Here is a 14,908-nt window from a genome sequence, read left to right as displayed (position 1 = left end):
CGGTAGCGGTGATATTTCGCGCGCCGCGCCGACAGCAGTGACGCAGGCAAGATCGGTTCAGCGTGCGCGAACGCGTTTCCAGCGCGACAGCAGGCCACCCTCGGCGGCCACTTCCTCGCTGGTCATGGCGTATCCGAGGTGATCGCGCCAGCCGCCGTCGATGTGCATGTAGCGCTGGTGGTACGCCTCCTCGCGGAAACCCAGCTTCTCCACGACCCGGCGGCTCGGAGCGTTCTCCGGCCGTATGTTGACCTCTATCCGGTGCAGCCCGCCCGGGCCGAACGCGTGGTCCACGGCGAGCGCGAGCGCGGTCGGGATCACGCCCCGGCCGGCCACCCGGTGATCCACCCAGTAGCCCGCGTACGCCGACGCGAACGCGCGCCGCACGATGTTGCCCAGGTTGACGTGCCCGACCAGGCGTTCCCGGCCGTCCTCGACCAGGCAGACCGCGAACGGCATGCTGTCGCCCTTGCGGGCGGCGCGCTTCATGTCGCGGTAGACGTAGCCGTAGGCGCGCGGCGAGTTCATCTCCGACCACGGGCCGGGCGGCGCCGACTCCCAGGGCGCGAGCCACGCCTGGTTGGCGATCCGCACCTCGGACCAGGCCCGGGCGTCACCGCGCTTGTACGGCCGCAGCAGCACCGGACCATCCGCCAGGACGGCTGGCCATCCAGGCGTGGCCCCGAGCATTCATCGCCTCCGGTCGAGCAGCAGCACGTCCACGGTCGAACCCGCCGCCGCCGTGGTGACCCTTTCCCCGAGGACGAGCAGACCGTTCGCCTCGGACAAACCGGAGAGAGTGTACGGCCCACCGGCGAGTGGCTGCACCGTGTAACCGCCTCCGCGTCGTTCGGCGACGTGCGCCGGGCGGAATTCGCGCAGGCCGCCGGGGGACGAGACGGTCTCCAGAAGATGCGCCTTGACGCTCGGCCGGAACACCGGCTCGGCACCCGCGAGCAGCTGGATCACCGGCCAGGCCAGCACCTCGAAACCGATCAGCGCGGCGCCCGGCTCGCCGGGCAGGCAGACGACCGGCACCTCCTCGCCGCCGACCGTGCCGAAACCGAGCGCGGTGCCCGGGCAGAGAGCCACGTTCGTGAACTCCACCGAGCCGCGTCCGGTCCCGGGACGTGACAGGACCCGGCGCAGCATGTCGCCGGGTCCGGTTCCGGTGCCGCCGGTCGTGATTATCAGGTCGGCCCGCAGCGTCTGATCCTCGAGCAGGCCGCGCAGGCCTTCCGGGTCGTCGTCGCAGATCCCGATCCGGTACGCCAGCGCCCCCGCCTCCACCGCGGCGGCGGTCAGCGCGTGCGAGTTCGCGTCGACGACCTGGCCGGGCTGGCTGGGCCGGCCCACGTCGACGAGCTCGTCGCCGGTCGCCACGACCACCACCCGCGGGCTGGGCCGGACCAGCACGTGCCCGATCCCGGAGGCCGCGAACGTGGCGACCATCGGCGGGGAGACGTACGTCCCGGCGCGGGCCAGCACCTGGCCGACCGCGATCTCCTCGCCGGCCCGCCGGACCCCGGAGCCGCGTTTCGGCGCGTGCAGGATCTCCACGGCCGCCATGCCCTGATCGGTCCAGTGCACCGGCACCACGACGTCGGCACCGATCGGCAGCGGCGCGCCGGCCGCCACCGAGAAGCAGGTTCCGGGGGTGAGACGGACCGGACGCCAGCTCGCGGCGCCCAGGTCCCCCACGACGTTGAGCCGGACCGAGCGGCTCTTGCTGTCGAACTTGCCGGCCGAGGGGTGCGACCCGATGCGCCCGGCGCCGGCCAGGTCCTCCCATCGGGCCGCGTACCCGTCGATCGCGGCCTGGTCGAACGCCGGGAACGGGTGCGGCGCGATCACGTCGGCCGCCAGCACGTTCCCGTGCGCCTGAGTGAGGTCGAGGTCGAGCGGAGGCAGCGCCCGCAACCTGCGCAGCACGCTGCCCAGGTATTCGGCGAGAGGCATCAGCTCGTTGGCGGCCGCCTCGGCATCGGCCGTAGCGGTCATCCCTTCTGACCACCGACGAACTCGGTGAGCCACGCGCGGAACTCTTCACCGAGGTCGGGGCGCTGCACCGCGAGCTGGACGACCGCCTGCAGGTAGCCCAGCGGCATGCCGGTGTCGTAGCGGTGGCCGCGGTAGACGATGCCGTGCACCGGGGTGCCCTCGGCGAGCAGCGTCGCCATGGCGTCGGTCAGCTGGATCTCGCCGCCGGCGCCCGGCTTGGTGTCCGCGATCGTCTCGAAGATCTTGCCGGGGAGGACGTAGCGGCCGAGCACCGCGAGGTTGCTCGGGGACTCCTCGGGCTTCGGCTTCTCGACGAGTCCGGTGATGCGGACGACGTCCTCGGTGCCGGTCGTCTCCACCGACGCGATGCCGTAGCGGGAGGTCTCCTCGGGAGCCACCTCCATCAGCGCGAGGACGATGCCGCCGGTCTCCGCCTGCAGGTTGAGCATCTGCGGCAGAAGGGGCTTCTCCTCCTCCACGAACTCGTCGCCGAGCAGCACCGCGAACGCGTTGTCCGGGCCCACGTGCGAGGCGGCGGTGCCGACCGCGTGGCCGAGGCCGAGCGGCTCACCCTGGCGGACCGTGTAGATGTCGGCCAGCTCGCTGGTGCGGCGGACCGCCTCGAGCCGGGCCGTGTCGCCCTTGTCCGCGAGCCGCTGCTCCACGTCGGGACGGCGGTCGAAGTGGTCGACCATCGAGGTCTTGCCCCGGCCGGTGACGAGCAGGACGTCGGTGATGCCGGCCTGGGCCGCCTCCTCGACGATGTACTGCAGCACCGGGCGGTCGACCACCGGCAGCAGCTCCTTCGGCACGGCCTTGGTGGCCGGCAGGAACCGGGTGGCGAGTCCCGCCGCCGGAATCACTGCCTTAACCGCGCGCCGGCCTGTCCCCTGCGCGTTCGTCGTCATTCAGTCACCGCACCTTCGCTGGATCGTGCCCGGATATGCCGCGAGACTATCGGCCACGGACTTGCCGCGGCGGCTGCGGCCCACCACTCGTCGCCGATGCGGGGTCGAAAGCCAGTCTGTACGTGTCTCTACCCGAGTTCTTCGCGGCGTAAAGCGCTTCGTCCGCGGCGTCGAGCACCTCCTGGGCGGTGTTGCCGTGCTCCGGGAAGACCGCGATGCCGATCGAGACACTGATCGAGATCCGGTCGGCGAGGTCGGGTCGGCGTGGGTCGATCGGCACCGGCCACTCGCGGACCGCCGCGCCGAGCCGTTCGGCCACGATCACACCACCGTACGCGTCGGTCTCCGGAAGCAGTACCACGAACTCCTCGCCGCCCTGCCGGAACGCCACGTCGACCTCGCGCAGCCCCAGCCGGATCCGCCGGGCGAACTCGCCCAGCACCAGGTCACCGGCCGCGTGCCCGTACGTGTCGTTCACCTCCTTGAAGTGATCGAGGTCGAGGACCAGGACGGTGAGCATCCGGCCGAACCGGCTCGCCCGCTCCACCTCCCGCCGCAGCACCTCGCGCAGGTAACGGTAGTTCCACAGGCCGGTGAGCGGGTCGGTCAGCGAGAGCCGCTGCGCCTCCTCGTGCACCCGGACGTTGTGCACGGCCACCCCGGCCTGGCCCGCGAACGTGCGCAGCGTCCGCAGATCGGCGTCCTCGAAGGCCGGGCAGCCGAGCCGGTCGTAGAGGGCCAGGACGCCGAGCGTGCCCGGCTCGGGCTCGCCGTCGGCGTCCGGGTTCGGCGGCGCGCAGATCGGCACGGCGAGATACGACTCACACGGCGGCTCGTCGGGCGCGCCGCCGCTGGTCCCCCGCAGCGGCGCGCCGGTCGACGCCACGGTGCCGAGCACGCCCCGGCCGGCGACCAGCCGCCGCTGCGCCAGCTCGGCGGCGGTGACGTCCCAGTCGCCGGTCAGCCCGGCGCCGCAGCGCGCGGCGAGCCGGCCGTCCGGCTCGGCCAGCAGGATCAGCCCGGCCCGGGCGCCGGTCGCGGTCATCGAGGTCCGCAGGATGACCGGCAGGATCCGGTCCAGGTCGTGTGTGCTGGAGAGGGTGTCGCCGAGGATCGCGAGGTGCCGCCGCAGCTGATCCCGGCTCGCGGTGAGCGCCTGCACGTAGGACTGCAGCTCGCGGGTCATCCGGTTGAAGGTCCCGGCGAGCCGGCCCAGCTCGTCCGGGCGCGGGATCGGGACCCGGGTGTCCAGGTCGCCGTTCGCCACCCGATCGGCCGCCCAGGCCAGATCGCCGAGCGGACGGGTGGTGGAGCGGGCCAGCCAGCGGGCGGCCAGTATCGCCACCAGGGCGGTGACCAGCACGATGGCGGCGAGGATCATGTAGCGCAGGGTGGGGTCGGCGGCCGGGACCGTGAGGGTGAGCGGCAACGGCTGGCCGGGCTCGGCGGTGAGCGCGCGATGCGCCGCCTCCCCCTCCGTGCTCCGCTGGGCCTCGGCACGCCGGGCCGGGTCTCCGAGTGTCACCGCCACGCCGCCGGCCTCGCCGATCCGGGCCAGGAGGGCGCCGTCGACGCGCTGGGCGGCCAGGACGGTCACGTCGGAGGCGTCGGCGCTCGCGGCGAGCGCGGTGACCGCGCCACCAGCCGGTCCGGCGCAGTCCTGCCAGCCGACGGGACGGCCGCCCTTCTCCAGGACCTCTTCCCGGCTGCTGCCCTGCACGGGGCGCGTCTGCTGATCAGGACCGGTCATCCGAATGGCGGTCGCGAGCCCGCGGGCGATCAGCTGGTCGGCCACGGCGGAACGCTCGGTAGCCGGGACCACCGCGACCGCGTCGGCGGCGGCCTGTAGTTGACGACAGACGGCGCTCACCGCGGCACCCACGGTGACGGCTGCGTGATCGAGCCGGTCCGCAGTTCGCTCCCGGCTCACCGCGCCGACGGTGAGGGCGACGAAGATGGATCCGAGCAGGACCGGACCGAGCACGACCACCAGGAACGCGCTGGTTAGCCGGCCACGTAGTGTCACACATCCTCCCGGGAGTGGCCCTCTTTTCCAGGCGATGCTGACATAGTGTGCGCCGTTTGCCGGTTTTCAAAAGGGGGTGTTGCATGTCCGATTTAGCCGCTGACGCGGAAAAATCACCACAAAGCAAGATCGCGCTGCGCACACGCCTGCTCACGGCCCGTCGATCACTTTCGGACGCGGCGCTCGCTTCGGCGGCCGCCGAGATCCAGGGTCAAGTGCGGTCTTTCGTACGGGTGAACAAGCCGTCCACGGTCGCGGCGTACGTGCCGGTCGGCTCCGAGCCCGGAGGCGCCGGACTGCCGGGACTGCTGGCCGCGGCGGTGCCGGTCGTGCTTCTGCCCGTACTCATGCCCGATCACGACCTGGACTGGGCGGTCTTCGACGGGACGCTCACGGCAGCGCCACGCGGTCTGCGGGAACCGGGTGGCCCGCGGCTCGGCCCGGACGCGATCCGCTCGGCCGACCTCGTGATCGTGCCGGCGCTGGCGGTGGGGCGTGCGGGCGTACGGATGGGCGTGCGGATGGGCCGGGGTGGCGGCTCCTACGACCGGGTCCTGGCCCGGCTCGGCGACCCGGGACCGTTCACGCTGGCGCTGCTGCACGACGGCGAGCTGGTCGACGAGGTGCCCGCCGAGCCGCACGATCGGGCGGTACGCGGTGTGATCACGCCCACGGACGGGCTCATCTCGTTCGGCTGAGGTGTTCTGCTCGGATGTCGCCAACGCTCAGGCCGGTGCCGGAGTGGACGAATTGACCTCCGATGCCGCAACATTGGCACTCGGAGTTGGCGAGTGCCAACAGCCGAACGATCCGGAGGAGCAAGTGCCTACCTACCAGTACGCCTGCACCGAATGCGGTGAGCAGCTCGAAGCCGTGCAGTCCTTCTCCGACCCGGCGTTGACCGAGTGCCCGAACTGCCAGGGCAAGCTCCGCAAGGTGTTCAACTCGGTCGGCATCGTCTTCAAGGGCTCCGGGTTCTACCGCAACGACTCCCGCTCCGGAAACGTGAGCGCCGAGAAGTCCGGCTCAGCGGCCCCCGCCACGACCTCGACCTCCAGCGACTCGTCGTCGTCCTCCGCGTCGACGTCCTCTTCGTCGTCTTCTTCGTCGTCGTCGTCCTCGTCCTCGTCCTCGACGAGCACCCCGGCGTCGTCCTCGTCGGCGAAGGCGAGCACCGCTTCCTGACCGCTGCAACGCATCGAACGCGCCGGCCTCCCCGAGGCCGGCGCGTTTGCCGTGCCCTCTAGCAAGGTCACCCGACTTCTCGCCGGTCGTCCACAATCCCGCTTCGTCCACAGGCCTCCCGGACGACGACGGCGAGGCGGCCTAGCTTTCTCCGCACACCAGCGAGAGGAGGCTTCGGATGTCCCGCGGATTCACCGCCCGCCATGAGCGCGCCGAACGACGCCGCGACCGCCTCGACCCGGTCCGCTGGAGCCGCCCCCGCCGCGGTTCATTGATCCGCGCGGCGCTCGCGGCGGTGTTGTTGCTCACATCGGCGGCGGTCCTCTGGTTCCAGCCGTCCGCTCACGGTCCGGTCGCGCCCGGTCCACCGCAGTCCGCGGCGCGGGCTTCCGCGACCACGCCGGCGGGTGCCACACCGGCCGATCAGAGCGCCGCCGGCATTCCGCCGGGCAGGGTGGGCGTTCCGGTACGCCTCGCCGACCCGACCGCACTGACCCTGGTCCGCCCCGGCCAGCGGGTGGACCTGCTGCGTCCCGGCGACCGCACCACACCCGTGGCGAGCGCCGCCCTGGTCCTGGAGGTGACCGGGGAGAACGACCCGGCCACCGGGGGCCTGCTGCTGGCCCTCGCTCCCGAAGAGGCCGAACGGGCGGTAGCCGCCTCCGACGGCGGCTTCGCCATCCTGATCCGCCCCGGCTGACGGCGCGCCGCACTCACCCGGCCGGCGGTGCGCTCAGCCCCAGTGTGGCGGCCGGTCCTCGTAGAGCCGGTCGTCGTTCGAATAGCTCGTCTCGCCCCAGCCCCGTTCGGTGTCGTCACGGGTCTGATCGGGCAGCACCGGGGCCTCTTCGGACTCGAAGTCGACTTCACGCTCGGCGTCGCTGTCCCGCTCGGGGCCATCCAGGATGTCCACGTCTAAGAGGGTAAGCCGACGGCGGCAAGGCCGTCGTCCCCCTCCGGCTGTACCGTCGGTGAACGTGACATCCCCCACCAGTGACTCGGACGACGCGTACTGGCAGCGCCCCGACCCGGCCGCCGACTCACTCGGCCGCCCGGACCCCTCCGACCAGGGCGGCTCGACCGTGCCCGGCCAAGGCGGACCGGGTGGGCTTGGCGGCACGGGCGGACCCGGCGGCGCCGGCGGAGCAGGAGGAGCAGGAGGAGGTGGCGGCGGGGGCGGGGGCGGGGCCCAGTCCTACACCGGACCGCCGCGAACCGATCCCCCGGCGCCGGGCTGGCGGCCGCCCACGATCGCGCACCCGCCGCCGCCGCGTTCCATGCCGGCTCAGGACATCGACGCGCTCGACGAGGCGGAGGGTTCGGCGCGGACCGTCACCTACGGCGTGGGTCTGGTGGCCGGCGCCGTGGGCATCATCCTGATCTGTTTGCTGTGCGCGAGGGTGTTCTTCTGACACCGGCGCCTGCCTCTCCGCGGCTCGTGCGGGGAGGCAGGCGCCGGTGTCAGTAGGTGCCCCAGACCGCGGTCGCGCCGGAGTCGCCGGTCTCGAAGATGTAGTAGCCGGTCAGCACGGCCAGCACCACGATCACCACGGCGGACGCCAGATCGGCGACCTTGGGCAGGCCCGCTCCGGAGCGGCTGGTGAGCACCACGAGGACCAGGCTGACCACGCCGAGGGCGATCGACAGCCACATCGTGATGGTGCCGTAGTTCATGTGGTCGTCCAGGATCACCTTGCCCGGCCCGGACATGCCCTGGCTCAGCAGCCGGTTGTAGAGCTCCGTCCCGGACAGCTTCGACACCGTCGCCGAGATCGGGGCGACGACCGCCAGCAGCGCGACGGCCCAGCCGATCTTCGCCCGCCACGGCTTCACCAGGGCGTAGACGACGCTGCCGAGCGCGAGCAGCGGCACGAAGATGACCGCGGCGTGGAGTACGAGGATATGTACCGGTAAACCATTGACCTGGTCGAACACCATTCCTCCTCGAAATTGCGTGACGACGCAAACATTCTCACGACAGCGGCGATACGGCGACCTCCAGTGTGACGACGATCCCGGTTGGTGAACGGCCCCCGACGTGTTGTCATGGATCGGTGTCGAACGGTGAAGAGTTGTTGCGGTCCCATGGCCTCCGTGTGACCCGGCCCCGGCTCGCCGTGCTCGACGTCCTCACCGCCGGCGGCCACCTCGAGGTCGACGAGATCGCCGGCCGGGTCCGCGGCCGCCTCGACTCGGTCTCCACCCAGGCGATCTACGACGTCCTCGGCGCCCTGTCCCGCGCCGGCCTGGCCCGCCGGATCGAGCCGGCCGGCAGTCCCGCCCGCTACGAGGCCCGGGTGGGCGACAACCACCACCACATCGTCTGCCGAGGCTGCGGCGAGATAGCCGACGTCGACTGCGCCACCGGCGAACCGCCCTGCCTGATCCCGAGCGACACCCACGGCTTCCTCCTGGACGAGGCCGAGGTCACCTTCTGGGGACTCTGCCCCAAATGCCAGGCCGACCGCGCCGCAGAGACGGCCTGAGCCGGCCACCCGAGCCGGGCCGGGGTGGTTGTCAGCGAACGCTCAGGTCGGTTGGCTGACGGATGGGCGCCGGCGCGTGGCAGGCTGGATGGCATGGCGGGAGACGTCGGGCTGTTCGGGCCGGATTCGGTCACGTGGAGACTTCACAGTGAGCCGATCCTGCTGCTGGGCGGGCTCCGCTCGCTCTACCTTCAGGCGCTGCACCCGCGCGCCGTGGCGGGCGTCTCGCAGAACTCCGGATACCGCGCCGACCCGTGGGGCCGCCTGATCCGGACGTCGAACTATGTGGGCACCGTCGTCTTCGGCAGCACGGCCGACGTGACCGAGGCCGCCGCCCGCCTCCGCCGCCTGCACGCGAAGATGTCGGCCGTCGACCCGAGGACGGGCGAGCGGTTCCGGATCGACGACCCCGAGCTGCTCCGCTGGGTGCACGTGGCCGAGGTCGAGTCGTTCCTGAGCACCGCGCGGATGGCCGGGGTGCGGCTCACCGACGACGAGGCCGACCTCTACTACACCGAGCAGCTCAGATCCGCCGAGCTGGTGGGCCTCGACCCCACCACGGTTCCCGCGACGGCGGCCGAGGTGGAGGCCTACTACGAGGCGATGCGTCCCGAGCTCACCCTGACCAGGGACAGCGCCGAGACGGCCCTCTTCCTGACGGTTCCCCCGGTCCCGTCGAACTGGGGAGGCAAGGCTCTCCAGCTGGGCCTCACGCTCGGCCCGCCGCGCTGGGCCTACCTGGGCATCGCCAGCACGGCGATAGGCCTGCTCCCACCGTGGGCGCGCAGGATGTACGGCGGCCCCGGCTGGCCCACCACCGATCTGGCGGCCCGGCTGTCCGCGCGCGGCCTGCGAGCCCTGATAGCCACGGTCCTCAAAACCCTGCCCGAGCAACACAGGGTCCCACCCCTACGCCGGCAGGCCCTGGCCAGAGCCGGCCAGGCTTGAAACGTACGAAAAGGAAGCCGCAACCGGCCCACCAAGCCGAACCAGAGGCGAAGCCAGACAAGCGCAACCGACTCACGCGGCCCGGCCAGGCAGCGCCCCGGACACACCGCACCCCCGCCCGCCCCGGCCCCGCTCACCCCGGCCCCGCCCACCGGCCCCAGCCGGCCCGAAGGAGATCACCGCTCAACCGCGGCCCAAGGCTCCTTCCCCGCCACCCCGGCCGGACACACCTTCCGGAAGTCGCACCACGAGCACAACGACCCCGGATTCACCGGGAACTCCGCATCGGGATCGGCGCCCTCGGCCACCGCCTTCTCCGCGGCCATGATGTCGCGCGCGGTCTCCTCGGCCCGCCGCACCTGACGCTCCAGCGACTCCGCCGTGTGCTCGTGCGCCGACACCGTCCCGGTCGGCAGGTGGTGGAGCTCGACCCGGCGGCACGGCCTGCGGAAGACCCGCTCGGCGGCATAGGCGTAGAGCGCGAGCGCCATCGACCCGCGCGCGTCGTCGGCGGTCAGCTCGGAGCGGCCGGTCTTGTAGTCGACGATGACCGCCTCACCGCCGTCGGCGTCGATGCGGTCGGCGCGGCCGTTCAGCGCGAGGATCGAGGTCTTGGTGGCGACCACCCGCTCGACGCCGAGCGGTTCATCGGCCGGGTCGAGGGTGGCGACGTAGCTCTCCAGCCAGTCGAGGGCGCGCTGGTAGACGGCGCGCTCCTGGTCGACGTCGCGGTAGCCCTCGCGCACCCACGTCGCCTTCAGCAGCGTGGGCAGCGCGCCCGGCACCCGCCGCTCGACCGGCAGGGCGAACCAGTTCTTCAGGGCGGTGTGCACGCTGGCGCCGAGCGAGTTGTGCGCCCAGGGCGGACCCTTCGGCGGGGTGGGGCGGTCGACGTATGAGTAGCGGTAGCGCCGGGGGCAGTCGACATAGGCCCCGAGCTTGCTCGGCGTGCAGACGAAGAGCCGCTCCGGCATGCCGGCGAAGCCGAGCTGCTCGGGGACCGCCGAGCGAGAACCGGTGGCGCGCGATCGGGTGGGGGACACACGGCAATCCTGCCAGCACCCCCCGACAAGAATCGAACGCGAAGGCTCAGAACCGGCCGCTGTAACCCTGCACGAACGCGAAGACGGCATCCGCGATGAGCTGCACCGCGATGGCCGCGAGCAGCAGGCCGGCGATCCGGGTGAGCACCTCGATGCCGGCCGGGCGCAGCAGCTTCACGATGATCCCGGAGAAGCGCAGCACCAGCCAGACCGTGAACATCACGGCGAGGATCGCGGCCGCCAGGATCAGGTGCTCGTCGAGTGACTCGGCGCGCTGCACGAAGAGCATCGTCGCGACGATGGCGCCGGGGCCGGCCAGCAGCGGGGTGCCGATCGGGACGAGGGCCACGTTGCTGGTGCCGACCTGGTCGCTGGGCTCGTCGGTCTTGCCGGTGAGCAGCTGCAGCGCCACCAGGACCAGCAGCAGGCCACCGGCCGCCTGCAGGGCCGGGAGCTGGACGTGCAGGTAGTCGAGGAGCGTCTGGCCGGCGATGGCGAACCCGACGATCACGCCGAGGGCGAGCAGGACGGCCTGCATCCCGGCCTTGTTGCGGGCCTTCGCCGGCATGCTGCCGGTGAGCGCGAGGAAGACCGGGACCATGCCGGGGGGATCGACGATCACCAGCAGAGTCACGAAGAACTCGCCGAACAGCTTGACATTCACCCGAACAAGGTAGGTCCCGGACGATCTTTCCGCAGGCCGCTGGGGCGAGCGTCACCCCGCCTCACCCCAGGACCGGCACTCCGGTGGCCGCCGAGACGATCTTTTCGTACATCTCCGGGGCGGTCGTGTGGGCGCCCAGCCGGACCGTCTTGTGGGTGCCGTGGAAATCGGACGATCCGGTGACCACGAGTCCGAGCCGTCCGGCCAGGTCCCGCACGTGCATCCGCTCCGCGAGCGTGTGGTCCTCGTGGTCGGCTTCCAGCCCGAACAGCCCCGACTCGGCCAGCGCCACGATCAGCCGATCGGGCACCACCCGGCCACGCACGGTCGCCCGTGGATGAGCGAAGACGGTCACGCCCCCGGCATCCCGCACCGATCGCACAGCCTGGAAAACATCAAGATCAGACTTGGGTACGAAGTAACGGGCGCCCAGCCAGGCCGACGCGAAGGCCTCGGTCGTGGTGGCGACGAGCCCGGCCCGGATCAGCGCCTGTGCGATGTGCGGACGCCCGACCGACCCGCCGGCCGCGTATTCCTGGACCTCGGCCCAGGTGATCGGCACGCCGTCCGCCCGCAACTTCCTGACGATCTTCTCGGCCCGCTGCTCTCGATCCCCGCGCATCCGGGCAAGCTCGGCCGCGAGCAGTGGCTCGGCCGGGTCGAAGAGGTAGGCCAGCAGGTGCAGGGCGATCCCCTGGCCGCCCTCACCCCACCAGCAGGACAGCTCGGCACCGCGCACCAGGGCGAGCCCGGCCGGCCGGGCCGCGGCGGCCTGCTCCCAGCCGCCGGTGGTGTCGTGGTCGGTGATCGCCAGGACGTCCAGCCCGGCGTCGGCACCGGCCCGGACCAGCTCGGCCGGGGTCAGCGTGCCGTCGCTCGCGGTGGAGTGACAGTGGAGGTCGATTCTGCTCACGGTCAGTCGGCGTCGTCGTCCTCTTTGCCGAGCCGCGCCTCGACGGCCTGGGGCTCGTACATCTCCTCGACCACCCGGAGGTAGAGCTCGTTCGGGTTGGGCAGGTGCTTGACCTCGCGCAACGCCTGGTCCTGGCCGGCCGACTCGAGGACGAACGTGCCGTAGCTCAGCATCCGGCCGAGAGCGGACTGCTCGTACTTCATGTCGGTCACCCGCAGGAGGGGCATCATGGCCACCTTCCGGGTGACGATGCCGTTGACCACCATGACCCGCTTGTTGGTCAGGATGAACCTGTCGAAGTACCAGTCGAAGACCCGCCAGGCGACCCAGCTGATCACGCCGAGCCAGATCAGGACGGCCACCGTGACCATGCCGTCGATGTTCTGCCGGGTGAGGAAGCCCGCGAGGTAGCCGAGGACGAGGGTGGCGCCGGCCCCGATCGAGATCGGTGTCGTCAGGTGGATCCAGTGCCGCTTCCACTCGCCGCGGTATCGCTCCGTGGGGAAGAGGTAGCGCGCGACCAATGTGGTCGGCTCGTCCTCCAGCGGGAGGAAGCGCCGGGGGCCGCCGCCGCGGTCGAGACCTTCCAGCTCCTCCTCGGTGAAGGAGGGCGGCTGGTATTCGTCGGGATCCTCATAGAACTCGTCGGCACGCCGCTGGCCGCGTGCGTAGGCCGCGGTGTCGTCGAACGCCGGGTCGTCGTACCCGTAGTTCTCGTCGTCCTCCCGAGGGCGCCGGGCACCCTCGGCTCGCTGGTCGCGGGGGTCGCCAGGATCCATGTAGCGATGCTATGCGACGAGGTCGGTGAAGAAGGTGCCGAAGCCTCGGGCGATGTCGGCGATCGTGCCTCCGAGTGACTCGAAGACCGCCGCGGCGGATCTCGGGTTGAAGGCGATGAAGAAGATCAAGAATGCGATACCAAGCCAGGTGAGGACCTTCTTGATCATGGCGGGCCTTCTCCTCCGGTGCGGGTTACATTCAGCGCCGCGGCAATACTGACGGTATCAGCTTCGTCGCTTCGTGTGAACAAAGTGTCCAGAAAGCCGATTGTCAACACCACTGGTCACACCCGAGAGAGTTAGGCACGACCGTGCAGATATGGCGTCGGCGCTCCGAACAGCAGCTCGGGCGGCACCCCCTCGGACAGGTCGTGGAGAACGACATGCTCCGCGAGGAGATAGCCCGCGCTTGCGGGCCACGCTACCGCATAGAGCCACATTCCTTTGGCCTCACTCACGTAAGCACTTCGATCCTCGGGTGACTTCACACACCACAGTGGAGTCGGGTGCCCGGCCGCCTTGATCTTCGCGTGTGGACCGGCGTGCGCGCCCGGCTCGGCGAGCGCCTCGGCGAGCAGATGACCGGGGTCGAGACCCGGAATGCCGGCGAAGCGCGTGCCCAGCCCGACACCGGGCTGCTCGGCCACCAGGACGAGGTCGGCCGGGCCGCCGCCGAGCGGTTCCGGGCCGCTGCAGGCGAGGACGGTGGCCCGTACGCCGAACCGCTCGTCACCCGACCAGCCGACGCCGGTGACCATCCAGCCCGAGGGCAGCGGCCAGGGACACCAGAGCGGGATCCGCTCCGCGCTCGAGGCCGACTCCCGCAGCACCGCTCCGACGATCTCCGCACTGATGTGCTCGGCGACGTGGAACGGCGGAACGTCGCCACAGTTGTCGCAGCGCCAGGTGCTGTGCATCAGGTCCGGCTTCCGAACCTGAGCAGCGCATCTGGGGCAACTCACCGTGACACCCACACTCCATACCGTGCGGGTCGGGCGGTTCCCCGTCAAGCGGATCGGGCCTTTTGGTGACCCTCAAGAGGGCGGGGGACCCCCGTGCTCACGGATCCAGGCGTGCATCGCGATGCCGCTCGCCACCCCGGCGTTGATCGAGCGCGTCGAGCCGTACTGGGCGATCGAGAACAGCTCGCTGCACGCCTGCCGCGCCGGATCGGAGAGCCCGGGACCCTCCTGGCCGAAGAGCAGCACGCACCGGCGCGGCAGCGTGGTGGTCTCCATCGGACGCGAGCCGGGCAGGTTGTCGATGCCGACCACCGGAATGCCGGCGCCGGCGGCCCAGGCCACGAAATCCTCGATGGTCGGGTGGTGCCGGACGTGTTGATAACGATCGGTGACCATGGCGCCCCGGCGGTTCCACCGGCGCCGGCCCACGATGTGCACCTCGGCCGCGAGGAACGCGTTGGCGTTGCGGACCACCGTGCCGATGTTGAAGTCGTGCTGCCAGTTCTCGATCGCGACGTGGAAGTCGTGCCGGCGCTCGTCCAGATCCGCGATCACGGCTTCCCGGGTCCAGTACCGGTAGCGGTCCACGACGTTGCGGCGATCACCCTGCTCGAGCAGCTCCAGGTCGTAGTGATCGCCGGACGGCCACTCGCCGGGCCATGGGCCGACGCCCACCTCGATCAAATGGTCCTCGCCCGCCGTCATGGGGCGATAGGCTACTTCTCCGGAACCGGGCCTCGACCGCCGGGAGTGATCTCCGGCAGGAGACGCAATGAGCGGCGGGGCCCTCCCCGGCACCCGCCGCCCACGCTCTGTTGGGAAAGAGTTTGCCTTACGGTCCGTATCCATGTGAAGGACTTTCAAATGTGAGGCGGCTCACATTTAAGATTTTTTCCTATTTATTTTTCGCCCCGGAAGCGCTCCCACAGGGCACGCACAGGCTGGACAAACGGTTCAGGACGCTGCATCCAGGGCGGATCCGACACGATAACG

At 71.0% G+C, this 14,908-nt stretch carries 19 protein-coding genes and 1 pseudogene; 6 read left to right on the top strand and 14 right to left on the bottom strand.

Going from position 1 to position 14,908, the window contains the following annotated elements; translation table 11 throughout:
- Nucleotides 1-57 precede the first annotated feature (57 nt).
- Genes AB0G10_RS00950 through AB0G10_RS00935 form a run of 4 tightly spaced genes read right to left on the bottom strand, consistent with a single transcriptional unit; the run spans nucleotide 58 to nucleotide 4,935 of the window.
- Complete coding sequence (locus AB0G10_RS00950) at nucleotides 58-690, bottom strand: GNAT family protein (protein ID WP_360914512.1); 633 nt, start codon at nucleotides 688-690, stop codon at nucleotides 58-60.
- Entirely contained in the window at nucleotides 691-2,001 is a 1,311-nt protein-coding gene (glp, locus tag AB0G10_RS00945; protein WP_360914510.1) for a gephyrin-like molybdotransferase Glp, read from the bottom strand.
- On the bottom strand, nucleotides 1,998-2,909 hold the full coding sequence (locus tag AB0G10_RS00940; protein ID WP_360914507.1) for a UTP--glucose-1-phosphate uridylyltransferase: 912 nt from the start codon (nucleotides 2,907-2,909) through the stop codon (nucleotides 1,998-2,000). Before AB0G10_RS00940 ends, glp begins: the two co-directional genes overlap by 4 nt.
- 46 nt (nucleotides 2,910-2,955) lie before the next feature.
- Complete coding sequence (locus AB0G10_RS00935) at nucleotides 2,956-4,935, bottom strand: diguanylate cyclase (RefSeq protein ID WP_360914504.1); 1,980 nt, start codon at nucleotides 4,933-4,935, stop codon at nucleotides 2,956-2,958.
- Nucleotides 4,936-5,018: 83 nt separating this feature from the next.
- On the opposite strand from AB0G10_RS00935, the gene AB0G10_RS00930 reads away from it, so the two are divergent.
- Both AB0G10_RS00930 and AB0G10_RS00925 read left to right on the top strand, forming a co-directional pair.
- Entirely contained in the window at nucleotides 5,019-5,633 is a 615-nt protein-coding gene (locus AB0G10_RS00930; RefSeq protein WP_360914501.1) for a 5-formyltetrahydrofolate cyclo-ligase, read from the top strand.
- A gap of 1 nt (nucleotide 5,634) precedes the next feature.
- A pseudogene (locus tag AB0G10_RS00925) lies at nucleotides 5,635-5,898 on the top strand (FmdB family zinc ribbon protein); the annotation flags it as partial.
- Between the two features lie 14 nt (nucleotides 5,899-5,912).
- Here AB0G10_RS00925 and AB0G10_RS00920 read toward each other — a convergent pair.
- Nucleotides 5,913-6,134 (bottom strand): hypothetical protein, encoded by a 222-nt coding sequence (locus AB0G10_RS00920; RefSeq protein ID WP_360917988.1) that lies wholly within the window; start codon nucleotides 6,132-6,134, stop codon nucleotides 5,913-5,915.
- Nucleotides 6,135-6,298: 164 nt separating this feature from the next.
- On the opposite strand from AB0G10_RS00920, the gene AB0G10_RS00915 reads away from it, so the two are divergent.
- Nucleotides 6,299-6,820, top strand: a complete 522-nt coding sequence (locus AB0G10_RS00915) for a hypothetical protein (protein ID WP_360914498.1) — start codon at nucleotides 6,299-6,301, stop codon at nucleotides 6,818-6,820.
- A 33-nt stretch (nucleotides 6,821-6,853) separates the two neighbouring features.
- On the opposite strand, the gene AB0G10_RS00910 is transcribed toward AB0G10_RS00915, so the two are convergent.
- A complete protein-coding gene (locus tag AB0G10_RS00910; RefSeq protein ID WP_360914496.1) occupies nucleotides 6,854-7,033 on the bottom strand; it encodes a hypothetical protein in 180 nt (59 codons plus the stop codon).
- 64 nt (nucleotides 7,034-7,097) lie between these two features.
- On the opposite strand from AB0G10_RS00910, the gene AB0G10_RS00905 reads away from it, so the two are divergent.
- Nucleotides 7,098-7,532 (top strand): translation initiation factor 2, encoded by a 435-nt coding sequence (locus AB0G10_RS00905; RefSeq protein ID WP_360914493.1) that lies wholly within the window; start codon nucleotides 7,098-7,100, stop codon nucleotides 7,530-7,532.
- A 49-nt stretch (nucleotides 7,533-7,581) separates the two neighbouring features.
- Here AB0G10_RS00905 and AB0G10_RS00900 read toward each other — a convergent pair whose 3' ends face one another.
- Nucleotides 7,582-8,058 (bottom strand): DUF2231 domain-containing protein, encoded by a 477-nt coding sequence (locus AB0G10_RS00900; protein ID WP_360914490.1) that lies wholly within the window; start codon nucleotides 8,056-8,058, stop codon nucleotides 7,582-7,584.
- Nucleotides 8,059-8,174: 116 nt separating this feature from the next.
- Here AB0G10_RS00900 and AB0G10_RS00895 point away from each other — a divergent pair, with 116 nt between their 5' ends.
- Nucleotides 8,175-8,606 (top strand): Fur family transcriptional regulator, encoded by a 432-nt coding sequence (locus AB0G10_RS00895; protein WP_360914487.1) that lies wholly within the window; start codon nucleotides 8,175-8,177, stop codon nucleotides 8,604-8,606.
- Nucleotides 8,607-8,699: 93 nt separating this feature from the next.
- Entirely contained in the window at nucleotides 8,700-9,554 is an 855-nt protein-coding gene (locus AB0G10_RS00890; RefSeq protein ID WP_360914484.1) for an oxygenase MpaB family protein, read from the top strand.
- 176 nt (nucleotides 9,555-9,730) lie between these two features.
- On the opposite strand, the gene AB0G10_RS00885 is transcribed toward AB0G10_RS00890, so the two are convergent.
- The 7 genes from AB0G10_RS00885 to AB0G10_RS00855 form a co-directional block, all read right to left on the bottom strand.
- The gene (locus AB0G10_RS00885; protein ID WP_360917912.1) at nucleotides 9,731-10,528 is read right to left on the bottom strand and encodes a PD-(D/E)XK nuclease family protein; all 798 of its coding nucleotides are present in this window, start codon (nucleotides 10,526-10,528) and stop codon (nucleotides 9,731-9,733) included.
- A 115-nt stretch (nucleotides 10,529-10,643) separates the two neighbouring features.
- Nucleotides 10,644-11,261 carry a MarC family protein gene (locus AB0G10_RS00880; protein ID WP_360914482.1) on the bottom strand — a complete coding sequence of 206 codons (618 nt, stop codon included), beginning with the start codon at nucleotides 11,259-11,261 and terminating at the stop codon, nucleotides 10,644-10,646.
- Nucleotides 11,262-11,322: 61 nt separating this feature from the next.
- Complete coding sequence (locus AB0G10_RS00875) at nucleotides 11,323-12,180, bottom strand: PHP domain-containing protein (RefSeq protein WP_360917911.1); 858 nt, start codon at nucleotides 12,178-12,180, stop codon at nucleotides 11,323-11,325.
- Nucleotides 12,177-12,953, bottom strand: a complete 777-nt coding sequence (locus AB0G10_RS00870) for a PH domain-containing protein (RefSeq protein WP_360914479.1) — start codon at nucleotides 12,951-12,953, stop codon at nucleotides 12,177-12,179. Before AB0G10_RS00870 ends, AB0G10_RS00875 begins: the two co-directional genes overlap by 4 nt.
- Before the next feature lie 9 nt (nucleotides 12,954-12,962).
- Complete coding sequence (locus tag AB0G10_RS00865; protein WP_014447648.1) at nucleotides 12,963-13,121, bottom strand: hypothetical protein; 159 nt, start codon at nucleotides 13,119-13,121, stop codon at nucleotides 12,963-12,965.
- A gap of 131 nt (nucleotides 13,122-13,252) precedes the next feature.
- Nucleotides 13,253-13,915 (bottom strand): DUF6758 family protein, encoded by a 663-nt coding sequence (locus AB0G10_RS00860; RefSeq protein WP_360914476.1) that lies wholly within the window; start codon nucleotides 13,913-13,915, stop codon nucleotides 13,253-13,255.
- 72 nt (nucleotides 13,916-13,987) lie between these two features.
- Nucleotides 13,988-14,620 carry an RNA methyltransferase gene (locus AB0G10_RS00855; RefSeq protein WP_360914473.1) on the bottom strand — a complete coding sequence of 211 codons (633 nt, stop codon included), beginning with the start codon at nucleotides 14,618-14,620 and terminating at the stop codon, nucleotides 13,988-13,990.
- Nucleotides 14,621-14,908 lie beyond the last annotated feature (288 nt).

This window comes from Actinoplanes sp. NPDC023714, assembly GCF_040639855.1.
GTDB lineage: Bacteria > Actinomycetota > Actinomycetes > Mycobacteriales > Micromonosporaceae > Actinoplanes.
Note: the sequence above shows the minus strand (reverse complement) of the source record. Positions and strands in the feature narration are given on the sequence as shown.